The organism is Paenibacillus yonginensis, assembly GCF_001685395.1.
Taxonomy (GTDB): Bacteria; Bacillota; Bacilli; order Paenibacillales; family Paenibacillaceae; genus Fontibacillus; species Fontibacillus yonginensis.
Window position 1 is genome coordinate 2646203 of the sequence record NZ_CP014167.1, and the last position, 12606, is coordinate 2658808.

Consider the following 12606-nt stretch of genomic DNA (forward strand, 5'->3'; position numbering starts at 1 on the left):
GTAACAGATGAGCGTTTTGCAGTAATCTGAGGCCTTGAGCCGTAAGGATTTTCGGACATAAAAAAGGGACTTCACCCCAACTTGGAGAAGTTTTCAAGTGACCAAACCCAAAAACCTCAAGGATGGAGGAAGTCACTTTGTATATTCTCCAAGAATGTCTGTTTTCCTTCGAAGAACTTTTAAAAATTCAACCCAAGGAGAGATTGCCGATCTTCTTCAGCTCTCTCGATCTGAGACCGTATGCCAAGGAACTGAGAAGCCGTTCACCCCGAGGCGCTGAGGGATACTGCAGACAAGGTATTCTACGAGCACTCTTGGCTGCGCCGCTTGAAGGAATAAGTACCTTTTCAGGGTTGCATAAGCGTTTGGATACGGATCTCCGGTTTCGTTATCAGTGTGGTCTTCCGCTGGATCGAGAAGCTCCTTCCATATCCACATTAAGCCGAGTTTTCTCAGAACTGACGAGAAAGGACTTGGCAAAACGGCTTTTTGAGGATTTGGTCACACGCTGTCAGCAGGAAGGTATCATAGAAGGCAGTAACGTCGCCATAGACAGCGCCGCTCTCCGCGCTTACGAGAAAAAGCAGCCCAAACGCAAAAGCGAGCAAACGGGTAATGCGAACTGGGGCGCAAAAATTGATTCCTTCGGCAATAAAATCACATGGTTTGGTTACAAAATTCATCTGGCGGTCGATACGAAAAGTGAATTGCCGATCGCCTTGGAAGTAACGCCGGCGCATGTCAATGATGGAGAAATGGCGCCGGGCCTGATCGAGAAAACAGCGTCCAGGACGAGCACACGATTTTTCATACTCGATGCGGGCTACGACCAAATGAAAGTTTATGAGGCCGCCCGCAACGTCAAGGCACAAGCCATCATTCCCCTTAATCTTCGGGGGGAGAAGGAACCGCCTGCTGGCATGACCTCGAACGGAACACCGTGCTGTTCCATGGGTTATGCGATGACATACTGGGGAGTTGACGGCGATATGCATAAATTTCGCTGCCCGCATGCCACGGGTAAAGTCGACTGTCCGCTTGGCATGGCTGCCTGCTCGTCTTCAAACTATGGAATGGTCGTCAAAGTAAATGCGAAGGATGATCTCCGGCGATACAGCATCCCTCATCGGGATACAAAGCGTTGGAAGGAACTTTACAATGAACGAACCAGCGTAGAACGCTGCAACTCCCGATTGAAAACCTATTTGACGGCAGACGCCGCACATGTCCGGGGCATTCAGAAAGTCACAACTCACCAGTATTTGAATGCCATTGTTCTGCTTGCATCTGCGCTCGCCGTTTCTCATCATTCAAAACGGGCTGCCGCTTAAAAAACGAGCTGTTCTAAAATTCTGCAAGTCTGCCCTTTTCTTCATCCATATAATACCATTTTCGAAAATTACCCCTTAACGACAGTGAATATGCTATCGCTTCTTCTCTGAAACGGAATTATGCAAAACACTCAGATAATAGATCCATCGAAGAAACGGAAATATCGAATAATAATCATCGGAAATTTCGATAAGAGAAGAGTGAAGGAGGAAACCAAAATGGAATCCCGGCATTTGCTTACCTTTTTGACCGTAGTGGAAGCGGGCAGCTTTACCAAAGCAGCGCTTAAGCTCGGCTACGCCCAGTCCAGCATTACTTCTCAGATTCAGGCGCTGGAGACGGAGCTTGAGGTCCCTCTGTTTGACCGGATCGGCAAAAAAATCAAAGTGACTGACGCGGGACGGCGTCTGCTTCCTTACGCGCAGGAAATTTCCAAAATGCACACTTTGGCCAAAGATGCGCTGCGCTCCCAGGAAGAAATCAGCGGCACCTTAACCATCGGGTCTCCCGAATCGTTGGCGGCTTTCCGGCTGCCCGGCATCATTCGCGAATACAGGCAAAACTTCCCTCAGGTTAAAATTATGCTGAAACCCGGCCTGTGCTGGGAAATGACCTCTATGGTACAGAACGGCGAGCTTGATCTGGCGTTTCTGCTCCAGCCTGCCGAGGAAAATAAAGATCTGGAGCTCGAAATCCTTGTTCAGGAACAGATGGCGCTGGTCGCCCCTGCCGGCCATCCGCTGGCAGATCATGGGCTTGTTGCACCGTCCGACTTAAAGCACGAAACGCTGCTTTATACGGAACCGGGCTGCACCTACCGGACCTTGTTTGAACGCCAGTTGAACAACCAGGGCGTCTTCCCGGAGCAGAAGCTGGAATTTTGGAGTATTGAAGCGATCAAGCAATGCGTGATGGCAGGGCTTGGTCTCTCCCTGCTCCCCCAAATCAGTGTCCATCAAGAGCTGGCAGAGGGGAAGCTTGTCAAGCTCAAATGGGATGACCGCCCACTGCGGCTGTCTACGCAAATGGTGGTTCACAAGAAGAAATGGAAATCGCCGGCGCTGGAGGCCTTCCTCGGGATCGCCAAACGGCACGGCGCCGCTTGGCGTGAAGAAGAAACGTATTTGGATTAGGGTACGACCTCAACCCGAACCTGCAAGAGAACTTGGCGGAAACCGTTTAGGAGACCCTGGAATTTGCCGCCGGGACGGCAAACAGGAGCCGGAATTTCTTCCGGCTCCTGTTTGTCCGCTTGTCTCTTATCGTTCATATAGGTTGACTATTCCCTGATCCACACCAGCATTTCCCCCGGCTTCCGGTTGCCCCAAAGCGTATAAGGAACGGCGGTCAGCTTTTGCGGCTTGACCGCGGCCGGAGTGGAACGGTACAGACTGTCTTCATCTTTGTTCACGTTGTTTATCCGGTCGTTTTTCTCGTAATCTTCCTCACCCTTGTTCTCGGTCCAATCCCCGTCCTCAAGCCGCAAGCCGTCCACCTCGAGCAGAACGGCACCTTCCAGGACATCCCCAGTTCCCGCCGCTTCACGGATCTCCGCATCTCTTGGCAGGCTGAGGGCAGGCAGTAAAGCCCCGTTGTCTGTCTCTTCCAAGCAGTAGACCAGCGGTCCCCTTTGCAGGGCAACTTTTCCGGCATCCGCTCTCACTAACGGATTTGCATAGATGCGCTGCGGCCGCATATCGAGCGAAACAGCGAATTGGTCCCCTTCCTGCCACTCCCGCTCCAAATAAGCGTAACCGTCACGAATCTCCGGGATAACCGGCTTGCCGTTTAACGTAAATACCGTGGTATGGGACCAGGACGGTACCCGCAGCGCCAAGGTGAATCGTCCGCTGCCTTCCCGGTCGCTGACAGTCAGCTTGGCCTCTCCCTGCCAGGGCAGGCTGCTGTCCAGCTTAATGACAGCCTTGGCGGCGGCTTGATCATCCCCGCCGAACGCTACCCGCGTTTCGCTGCCGATGTACAGATGCACGTACAATGTGTCTTTGCCCGCCGTAAATACATACTGGCCAAGGGAGGACAGGAGACGGGTGATGTTGGGCGGGCAGCAGGCGCAGCCGTACCATTGCTGCCGGACTGGTTTGACATGGTGTCTGCCCGGATTCTGTTCGCTGGCTTCCGGCCATACCTCCATTGGGTTAACATAGAAATAATGTTTGCCGTCCCTCGCAATCCCCGCTGTTACCGTATTATATAAAGCCCGCTCCAACACATCGGCGTATTCGCCGTTCATCTCCAGCCGCAGCATACGACTTGCAAAAAAGATCAGACCGATCGAAGCGCAGGTTTCGGAATAGTTTGTGTCGTTGGGCAAGTCATAATCAAACGTAAAAGCTTCGCCGTGATGCGTTGAACCAATGCTTCCGTTGATATACATCTGCTTGCGGACCGTATTACGCCATAACCGGCGGCAGGCCTCCAGCAGGCCTTCGTCTCCGGTGTACACAGCCAGGTCGGCCATCGCCGTATACATGTAAACGGCCCTGACGGCATGACCCGCAGTGGACTCCTGCTCCCGGACCTGCTTATGCGCCTGGAAGTAGGAGAGATCCGGAGGATTCAGCTGGACGGTACCCGGGGACCAATGCGAGGTTCGGCCCCGCCGCTCCCATTCCTTATGGAAGAAACTCGGCTGCTGTCCTCTTTCATTAATAAAATACAAACTCAGATTTAAATATCGCTTTTCCCCTGTTGCTTCATAGAGCTTCACAAGCGCAAGCTCAATTTCCTGATGGCCGTCGTAGCCGCGAATTTGTCCTTCGCCGGTTCCAAATACGCTTGAAATGTAATCAGCCATCCGTTTTGCCACGTCCAGCAGCCTGGTTTTGCCGGTGCCCCGGTAATACGCAACAGCAGCTTCAATCATATGGCCCGCGCAGTAAAGCTCATGGCATTCAGTCAGATTGGTCCATCTTGCACCCGGCTCGGCCACCGTAAAATACGTATTGAGATACCCGTCCTCTTGTTGAGCGGAGGCAATAAGGTCAATGAGTTCATCAGCTTCGCGCTCTAGATCCTCGTCCGGTTTGACGGCCAGCGAATAACCGACGGCTTCCAGCCATTTGTACAGATCGCTGTCCTGGAAAACCATTCCCCCGAATTCGCCTTCCGCTAACCCGGCTGCAATCCGGAAATTGGCGACCGCATAACTCGGTTCGGCTCCCGGGATCCGGTCATTAAGCGCTTCCAATTGATAAGGGATTACGGTATCCCTTACCAGATCCAGATAAGGAGTCCAGTAGGGATCGTTAATTTTGACGGACTGCAGCTCCAAAGGACGGCTAGAGTGGGCGGCAGCGGCGGCGGTTACACGTTTGAATTCGTTGTTCATGACATCACGCTCCATCGTTCGGATTGGACAGGAACCGGTCACGCGGCAAAGCGGAGACAATCCGGCTAAATCCGGTCATGCTGGATCAGAAGCTGTTCCATCGCAGTTAAACTTCCCGGCAAGGTTCCTTATATGTCCATACTAATGAAAAAAAGCGTACTTGTCGGTAGAGGTTCCTGTATAATAAGTGTCAAAAAATGACCTTCTATCTGCAGCGAAGGAGGATTATCATGTTTCCTTTATATTGGGGAAAACCTTATCAGTTCCGCATGGGCGGACAATTCATATCCGATGGGCATTGGTCGCATATGGACAGGACCATTGAGGATTATGAGCTGATTATCGGCGTATCCGGCGTTGTTTTTCTCGAAGCGGACGGGCTTATGTACGAGGTAAAAGCTGGAGATATGCTCCTTCTGGAGCCCGGAGTAAGACACCGCGGCTACAGGCTTTCACTGCCGGGGGTTTCTTTCTATTGGTTTCATTTTCTGATTCCGAATGAGGCCAAGTCAGCCAGCGGGAGCCCGGATAGTCAGATCCCGCAATATGCGAGCTGCCCGAATCCCGGACGAATCCATATCCTGGCCCGGCAGCTGCTGCACTCGGCTAATGGAGGCAACCAGATCCGTGCGGCCGGGGACTATTTTCTGACCTCGCTGCTGATTGAGCTAGCTGAACAGCTGCAGAATTCCAGCGGCCTCGAGGCCCTTGATCCCCAGCTGCCGAAGCTGCTGGAATGGACTCGGATTCATGCGCTTGAGCCCGATATTTCCGTTGAGCGGATTGCCGTGCAAATGGGCTATAACAAGGACTACCTGTCGCGGATGTTCAAGCGGAGGTTTGGCTCCGGCCTGCTCCGGCATATTCACCAGCTGAAGCTTGAAGCAGCCAAAGAACTGCTGACCGGCACCCCCTTGCACGTCAAAGAGGTAGCCGCAAAGGTCGGCATACCGGACGACAAGCAGTTTGCCAAATGGTTCAAACGGCTTGAGGGCGTAACGCCAACCGAATACCGGAAAGCTTTTACACAGACCCGTCTGAATAACAGCTGAACCTTGGAAGTCCGAACTGAGATAAGCCCATTCACGATCGCCAGCGGTTTTGTTGCCTCTCCCTATGAGAACGAGCTGGGGAGGCTGAAGCTGACGGATTCAAAGCTCTCGAGCCAAATCGAAGGCCGAAATGACGGACCAATCGGATGACATTTTTGACAAGCATCTGCACACTTCCCGCGATAAAAAACCATCTTCCCATCTCCATTGCCGCTGGAAAAAAACAAGTTCACGGAACCGGATATAAACCAAAGGGAGATCAAAATTTCATTTAGGATACGGATCAGCAGAAGTCTATTCCGAATAAGGCTCCCCTCCCACTTACTGTAACTTTCAGAAAAAAATCCATTCCTTCTTTATTACCCATGTCCCAGGAAAAAAAATAAAAAATCCCTTGGACGGGGCCCCAGCAAAAAATGGAAGCCGTTCGTCCAGAGGGATGAGTGCGCTTAGATGCGCGGTGTGCAGCTTTTTCTTTTATTTGTCCGTTCCCGGGTTTAGATTACATTCCGTCAAAGGGATAACCTTGGTTTGTTGCGTCCATTTGTAGCCCAGCCATAAAACCAGAACAAGCGGAATACTTAAATACGAAGCCACCAGTCCCAGCCAATCCACGCGGCCGTCCGAAATGACGGACATGCTTTGCCCGACGATGACAACGGCGCAAATCAGGAAAGCAATAACGGGACCAAACGGGAACCATTTTGCCCTGTAGGGAAGGTCTTTTAGACTGCGTCCTTGCGCTAGATAAGCTTTGCGGAAACGGTAATGACAGATCGCGATGCCGAGCCAGGTAATGAATCCGCACATCCCGGAGGCGTTCAGCAGCCAGGTATATACGACGCCGTCCCCGAAGAAAGAGGCCAGAAAAGCCAGCATGCCAACGGCTGCGGTAAGCAGCACGGCATAAATCGGAATGCCCCGGCGGTTCAGCCTGGCGAACAGCTTAGGCGCTTTTCCCTCTTTGGCAAGGCCATACAGGACCCGGGAGGAAGCATACATGCCCGAGTTGCCTGCTGACAGCACCGAAGTGAGAATAACGGCGTTCATGACCGACGCGGCAAATACGAGGCCGGCTTTCTTGAAGACCAGCGTGAACGGACTGGTGCCCACGCTGCCGATATCTCCTTTAAGCAAATCCGGATTGGTATAAGGGATCAGCATGCCGATGACGAAAATCGCCAGGATGTAAAAGATCAGAATCCGCCAGAAAATTTGCCGCACCGCCTTCGGCACGTTGTGCGCCGGATTGTCGCTTTCACCTGCGGCGACGCCGATCAGCTCCGTGCCTTGGAAGGAGAAACCCGCGGCCATAAACACACCAAGCAAAGCCAGGAAACCGCCGTTAAACGGCGCATCACCCGTGGTGAAATTGTCAAAGCCGGAGGATTTGCCGCCCAAAATGCCAAAGATCATTAAGACACCAATGGCGAGGAACACAATGACCGTAACGACTTTAATAATGGCGAACCAATACTCGGATTCTCCATAACCTTTTACGGACAAGACATTCAGGCCCAGGATCAAGGCCAGGAACAGCAGACTCCACAGGAAGGATGAGCTTCCCGGGAACCAGTATTTAATAATCAAAGTGGCGGCCGACAGCTCGGCGGCGATGGTAATGGCCCAGTTGTACCAATAATTCCAGCCGAGCGCAAAACCCAGTGCCGGATCAACAAACCGGCTCGCATAAGTGCCAAATGAACCTGATTCGGGCATGTAGGAAGCCAGCTCGGCCAAGCTGGTCATCAGGAAGTAAACCATCAAACCGATAGCTGCATAAGCGACAATGGCACCTCCGGGTCCGGCGGAAGAAATGGCGCCTCCGCTGGCAAGAAACAGCCCGGTGCCAATCGAGCCGCCCAAGGCAATCATCGTCATATGCCGGGCTTTCAGACCGGCTTTTAATCCGGTGGAAGGGTTCTGACTTTTGTTCACAACAATACACTCCTTTAGGTTGTTCAGAGATACCCCTAAAATCATGCAGGAAGAACCAGAAAAAAGACCGCAGCTATTTCGCGCGGTCTTCGGATCATTAGAAATCATCTGCCTCAAACCTTCATGAAGATAGCACAACACGGCATTTATGGCGACAAATGGCCGTGACAGTTCTGCCCCTTTCGGGAACAGCCCCAGCATCGCCCCCTTTGAAGCTTGGGAGCCACACTTCGGCGGTTTGCCCTTTCCTTCCGGGATCCTCAGCTGCTTCTAACTTACCCCGGCGGTACTCTTCCAAACCGCGACCTCTACCTCATCAGTTCAGATGAGGCTTGCTATTAAATTGTTAAGGGAAATACGAGCTTTAATTATAGATCATTAACCTGACATACACAATGACATAATTTTGGAAAAAGATAAAAGAAAGGATATTTGCCCGGCGAGTCCCGCGGGCCAAATATCCTAATCTTTTCGTTATTTAGATTATTTAGGTTAAGCCGTGTGTTTTATTTGGGTTGGTGCTGGCGCCTGAGGCTGCACTTCGTTTCTTTCCCGTTTGAACAGACGGCGCAGGTAAGGCATAACCCAGTAGTCCAGACCGATTTTACCAGCATTGGCGGCAGCGACTACGATGAAGATTTCAAGAATCAGCATTTGCGCATTGGTGCTTACCGTACCCGAGAAGAGGAACGCGGTATTCATCACAACCGCCATCAGAGCGGCGAAGGTGGTGAAGGTACCAAGGATCAGCCCAAGGCCTACCAGAAATTCACCAAGCGGGATCAGAACGTTGAAGAAGTTTACGCCCGGCAGAGCGGCGTGTTCCAGGAATGCGGCCCACCAGCCTTGGACAGCCGGATTCTCGCCGGTGCTTTTGGCGATGGCCCCTTGCAGGAAACCTCCGGCGTCGAAGCCGCCTGTCAATTTCTCAAAGCCGTGTGTCATCCATTGGTATCCCAGGTAAATCCGGACTACGGTCAGCAGCCACATGGCCACTTTATTGGTTCTCAGCCAGTTGTTAAACATATCAATCTCTCCTTTTGGTTTCTCTCCATTTGTGATTTTGTTTATTGCTTTTTGTTTTTGTTTGATGATCATCTCTTATGGCTTTATTATAAGTGAAATATTTCACAATAGGTGTGATAAAAGTCACACTTATCAGATTTATTTTAAATTTTATTTGTTTGGTGTGTTCATATAACGGAATCGACAAAAAACACCGGCCAAACCCGTGACGGAACCACCCTAATTACTAAAGAAACCAATACGCAGGGATAATTCCGAACAACGGCTGCCGGTGTTTTTTCATAAATATTCGTGATCTTATTCTATGCTGCTTGTCATCCGCTTAAATGCTTCATAGCTTCCATACCGCTTCTCTGCAATCCAGGCTTTCTCCGCCATTGCACGCAGCGGCTCGTAAATGCCCTCTGCCACCTGCTGCTCGGTTTGCGCGTCCGGCGTATCGCTCCAGATCGCAAAGGAACAACCGATCAGACTGGACGGATACGGCTCCGGATACTCCTGCTTCTCGATATCGCTGATCTTGGGCAGCAGACCAGGGTGCCAGTCTTCGTAGATTTTGTCACCTGTTGGGTATTTATAGCCGGCGTTTTCCCCCAGCACATAGTAGAAGTAAGCATCGTTATAATTGATAAGCTCGTAGCCCAGATCCAGGAAGGTTTGAGCCGTTGCCATGTTGCGGTGCCATTTCGTCCAGTACGTAATCTGAATGGAGGCTTTGGGATGGACGCGCTGTGTCTGGTCCTGGCGGTACAAGCCATCATTCCAGGCCCGGACAATAAAGCCCTTCTCTTCGAGATGCACCGCTATTTGGTTGATATAGTCGATGTATGTATCTACGCCTTGTCCTTCCGGAATCCCAAGCTTCTCTTGGGCATATTTCTCCAATTGCGGGTACAGGGCAAACTGCTCAAAATCGATAAATTCATCCCCGCCGAGATGGAAATAAGGACTTTCTTGAAAAAGCTCCGCATATTCATCGATCAGATCAAGGACAAATCTCTTGGCCGCCTCATTTGTAATATCCAGAGCTCCTTTGGCAGGCGCGCCTGACGAATCCTGAAGCAGCCATTCCGGATGATCCTTCAGCGCATAACCGAGATGCCCGGGGGAATCCAGCGACGGAATAACCGTTACATGATACCTTTTGGCCGTCTGCAGAATTTCCTTAAGGTCCTCTTTGGTTAAATACTGCGGCGACATGACTTCCGGATGGCTGTCACATTGGAGGGTAAACCCTTCATTTTCCGAAAAATGCAGCTGCAATACGTTTAACTTGAGCCAGGACAGCTCTTTAATGCGATTTAGGATCCAATCCTTGCTGAAAAATTTCCGGCCGATATCCACGTGCATCGCTCTTTCCTGAACGGCAGGATAATCGACTACGGTTCCATAAGCCAGGCAGCCTTGTGCCAGAAGCTGCTGCAGGAGGGTGCGAAAGGCATAGAGAAGCCCCCGTTCAGTGGCCGACTTCAGGTGCACGAAGCTGCCGATCTCAAGCGTGTAGGCTTCGCTGCCTTGACTTGCAGACGGCGCGTTATGCTCGCCGCGGACCAGAGATTGAATGTGATTTCGAAGAAGCTCCATATCCATGAGCTCTACCACCAAATCACCGGCACCGGCAGTGCTGATCGTTCCTGTCTGGACAGGAATCCGGCCTATCCGGTCTTCGTTCGTAAGCTGTCTGGCCGCGAATTCGGACTGGACTAGCGAAACCATGTCAGCCAATACCGGATTACCGGATGAGTTTGCATTTTCGATGATGATGATCTTGGACTCACCGCTTACTCGCCACTGTTCATCCGATTGCCGATCAAACTGCCGTACGCTTGGAAGTGCAAGAAAAGCGGGACTGGATAAATTTTGTTCCTTAGATGTTTTGTGCTGTTCCATGTTTGTTATCACCTCTTAGCAAGCATATCGGATGCCGGAGAGGGTGACAAGGGGAAGGAAGGCAATGCAGCTATGATTCATTGGTTTGGAAGTGTGGCTGACTTTATATTTAAATTCACTACTGCCAGAGAATTGATTGAGAAAAAACATAAGCTTTTGTTCCAACCAAAGCTGCGTTTTCAATCACATAAAGAGAAGCGCGAGAAGGATTTTGAGCTATAAATTTCAGAACATGCTGTTCAGTTCGGCGACGATGAATTTTAATCTCCGAAAAATAAAGTTTCAAAAAAGAGGCCTCCCGTTTATGCCGCTCCCTGAGCTTCCCGACCCTCTGCGTTGTTGCGATGAAAAAGACCCGTCCCGATCGAATTCGACCGGAGAACGGGTCCTTCTCTATGGCAGCCAACCACTGCCCTGATTATAAAATCTATTATTGATTTAGCATTAACCTGCATCACGGCGGTGTCCGGCTGGCTGGCCTCGACAGGGAGCTGAATCGCCGGTAATGAAGCCGGCTGTTCCCTGTTACTGCTTATTCACGCCGGAATGCTGAGAGGTATGCTTTTGCAGGATGTTAAGCAGTCCTTCGTTGAGGCTGCAATTCCGGAAAGCAAAAGACTGCATCGTTTTGTCGATCGCCTCTTCCGATAAACCCTGGAACAGCTTGGCGTAAGCAGGCTGGATTAAGGCGCCCGCATACACGGTCAGAATGGATTGCGAAATCCCCGCCACATTGTAGCTGTGGTTGATGCCCGGATCGCCGATCGCTTCCTCAAGGTGGGAGGCCAGTTCTCCGGCGAGCTGTCTCGCTTTATGGCCGGGCAGCCAGATCATCCAGTCGTCCGTGTTGAGCTCATGTTTCATTCTAATAATAGAGGCGATGCGCTGCATATATTCGGATTCGGGGTCCAAGGTGACCAGCCCCATAACGCCTACGTCTTTATAGGTCCAGGTTGTCCAGTGCGCCCCATACTGCTCAAAAATGCCGATCTGATCGTCCATCGCCTTCAACCGGTCCTGGACTTCCCCCGCAGGTCCGTTATAAACGGAGCCAAACTCGCCGACCCAAAGGGGAACCTGATGCTGCTGGGTATAGCGGGTCCCTTGATGGTTCAAGAATTCTTCCTCCTGCACCTTGGCGTCCCAGTATTTGCCCCGGTCCATGTTGGCATTGCGCGCATCCACGATTCCCGGGTAAGGGCCGGGGCCAAAACCGGCTGCCGTATAATTATGGCTGCTGTACACCAGGTTATCGGCGAAAGGAGCTTCCAAACCTTCAAACAGCTTCGAATACATATCCCCTTCCAGAAAAATAATCGTCGCCGGATCAATCTTGCGGATCGCCCCGACTATTCTTTGGTAGACGGCATTCATCCGGTCCCAATCCGGTTTGTAGTTCCCGAAGAACGTATGCGGATAGTCGCCGTGAGGCGAATTGACGCAAGGCTCGTTCATTACGTTATAGCCGGCGATTACCGTTTTGCCCCGGTAACGGCGGGCGAATTCCTCCCACAAAGCCACAAAGCGGTCCTGATAGGTCCGGTCATGCCAGAAAAAGCTGTGCCTTACATCATTATCCGAATGCCAATGCGTGTTCTGGTAGCCTTGTACCGCGTGCAGGTCCAAAATCACATACAGGCCATACTGCTCGCAGAGGTTCACGATTTTGTCCAATTGCTGAAAACCGGATTCTTTGTAAGTAAAAGGAGCCTCGTCGTCTTCGAAATGTCTGTAATTCAAAGGGATCCGCACGGTGTTGGCGCCCCAGCTTTTGATGAACCGAATATCATCTTCGCCGAAAAAGTAATGCTGGAGCCGTTCAAACAGAAATTCCGCCTTGCTTGCGCCGAGGATTTCGGATACGGTATACCGCAAAGCATGCTCCGTCCCTGTGAACCCATTAATAAAATCCTCCATGTTCATCCAGCCGCCAATGCAGGTGCCTCTTAGTTGAACGGGGTTTCCTTGCGAATCGGTAATCTTGTTTTTGTTAACCGTAAGTCTGTCCATCTGCTTTCT

General features: G+C 51.3%; 11 protein-coding genes and 1 riboswitch. Of the genes, 4 read left to right on the top strand and 7 right to left on the bottom strand.

What is annotated here, in order from left to right:
- Positions 1 to 137 precede the first annotated feature (137 nt).
- A complete protein-coding gene (locus tag AWM70_RS12110; protein WP_016311143.1) occupies positions 138 to 1331 on the top strand; it encodes a transposase in 1194 nt (397 codons plus the stop codon).
- Between the two features lie 219 nt (positions 1332 to 1550).
- Positions 1551 to 2465 (top strand): LysR family transcriptional regulator, encoded by a 915-nt coding sequence (locus AWM70_RS12115; protein ID WP_068696717.1) that lies wholly within the window; start codon positions 1551 to 1553, stop codon positions 2463 to 2465.
- Here the strand turns inward: AWM70_RS12115 and AWM70_RS23470 are convergent.
- A complete protein-coding gene (locus AWM70_RS23470) occupies positions 2462 to 2602 on the bottom strand; it encodes a hypothetical protein (RefSeq protein ID WP_169823434.1) in 141 nt (46 codons plus the stop codon). The genes AWM70_RS12115 and AWM70_RS23470 overlap by 4 nt on opposite strands.
- Positions 2603 to 2611: 9 nt before the next feature.
- The gene (locus tag AWM70_RS12120; RefSeq protein WP_083180265.1) at positions 2612 to 4681 is read right to left on the bottom strand and encodes a glycoside hydrolase family 127 protein; all 2070 of its coding nucleotides are present in this window, start codon (positions 4679 to 4681) and stop codon (positions 2612 to 2614) included.
- 230 nt (positions 4682 to 4911) lie between these two features.
- Here AWM70_RS12120 and AWM70_RS12125 point away from each other — a divergent pair, with 230 nt between their 5' ends.
- Together AWM70_RS12125 and AWM70_RS23860 are read left to right on the top strand one after the other, a co-directional pair.
- Positions 4912 to 5733, top strand: coding sequence for a helix-turn-helix domain-containing protein (locus AWM70_RS12125; RefSeq protein WP_068696719.1), 822 nt, complete (start codon positions 4912 to 4914; stop codon positions 5731 to 5733).
- A gap of 3 nt (positions 5734 to 5736) precedes the next feature.
- The gene (locus AWM70_RS23860) at positions 5737 to 5883 is read left to right on the top strand and encodes a hypothetical protein (RefSeq protein WP_237167701.1); all 147 of its coding nucleotides are present in this window, start codon (positions 5737 to 5739) and stop codon (positions 5881 to 5883) included.
- Between the two features lie 327 nt (positions 5884 to 6210).
- Here AWM70_RS23860 and AWM70_RS12130 read toward each other — a convergent pair whose 3' ends face one another.
- From AWM70_RS12130 to AWM70_RS12145, 5 genes are all read right to left on the bottom strand, one after another.
- The gene (locus tag AWM70_RS12130; protein ID WP_237167916.1) at positions 6211 to 7614 is read right to left on the bottom strand and encodes an amino acid permease; all 1404 of its coding nucleotides are present in this window, start codon (positions 7612 to 7614) and stop codon (positions 6211 to 6213) included.
- Positions 7615 to 7793: 179 nt separating this feature from the next.
- Positions 7794 to 7990: riboswitch (Lysine riboswitch) on the bottom strand.
- 173 nt (positions 7991 to 8163) lie between these two features.
- A complete protein-coding gene (locus AWM70_RS12135; RefSeq protein ID WP_068696721.1) occupies positions 8164 to 8697 on the bottom strand; it encodes a DoxX family protein in 534 nt (177 codons plus the stop codon).
- Between the two features lie 297 nt (positions 8698 to 8994).
- Complete coding sequence (locus tag AWM70_RS12140) at positions 8995 to 10587, bottom strand: beta-N-acetylhexosaminidase (RefSeq protein ID WP_068696723.1); 1593 nt, start codon at positions 10585 to 10587, stop codon at positions 8995 to 8997.
- Positions 10588 to 10705: 118 nt separating this feature from the next.
- Entirely contained in the window at positions 10706 to 10873 is a 168-nt protein-coding gene (locus AWM70_RS23475; protein ID WP_169823436.1) for a hypothetical protein, read from the bottom strand.
- 239 nt (positions 10874 to 11112) lie between these two features.
- A complete protein-coding gene (locus tag AWM70_RS12145; RefSeq protein ID WP_068696725.1) occupies positions 11113 to 12597 on the bottom strand; it encodes a glycoside hydrolase family 5 protein in 1485 nt (494 codons plus the stop codon).
- Between the last annotated feature and the right edge of the window lie 9 nt (positions 12598 to 12606).

Excerpts from the sequence above, each read along its gene's own strand:
- AWM70_RS12125 (WP_068696719.1), top strand. The coding sequence starts at position 4,912 with ATGTTTCCTTTATATTGGGGAAAACCTTATCAGTTCCGCATGGGCGGA.
- AWM70_RS12140 (WP_068696723.1), bottom strand. The coding sequence starts at position 10,587 with ATGGAACAGCACAAAACATCTAAGGAACAAAATTTATCCAGTCCCGCT.
- AWM70_RS12145 (WP_068696725.1), bottom strand. The coding sequence starts at position 12,597 with ATGGACAGACTTACGGTTAACAAAAACAAGATTACCGATTCGCAAGGA.
- AWM70_RS12115 (WP_068696717.1), top strand. The coding sequence starts at position 1,551 with ATGGAATCCCGGCATTTGCTTACCTTTTTGACCGTAGTGGAAGCGGGC.
- AWM70_RS23470 (WP_169823434.1), bottom strand. The coding sequence starts at position 2,602 with ATGAACGATAAGAGACAAGCGGACAAACAGGAGCCGGAAGAAATTCCG.
- AWM70_RS12135 (WP_068696721.1), bottom strand. The coding sequence starts at position 8,697 with ATGTTTAACAACTGGCTGAGAACCAATAAAGTGGCCATGTGGCTGCTG.
- AWM70_RS12120 (WP_083180265.1), bottom strand. The coding sequence starts at position 4,681 with ATGAACAACGAATTCAAACGTGTAACCGCCGCCGCTGCCGCCCACTCT.
- AWM70_RS12130 (WP_237167916.1), bottom strand. The coding sequence starts at position 7,614 with ATGACGATGATTGCCTTGGGCGGCTCGATTGGCACCGGGCTGTTTCTT.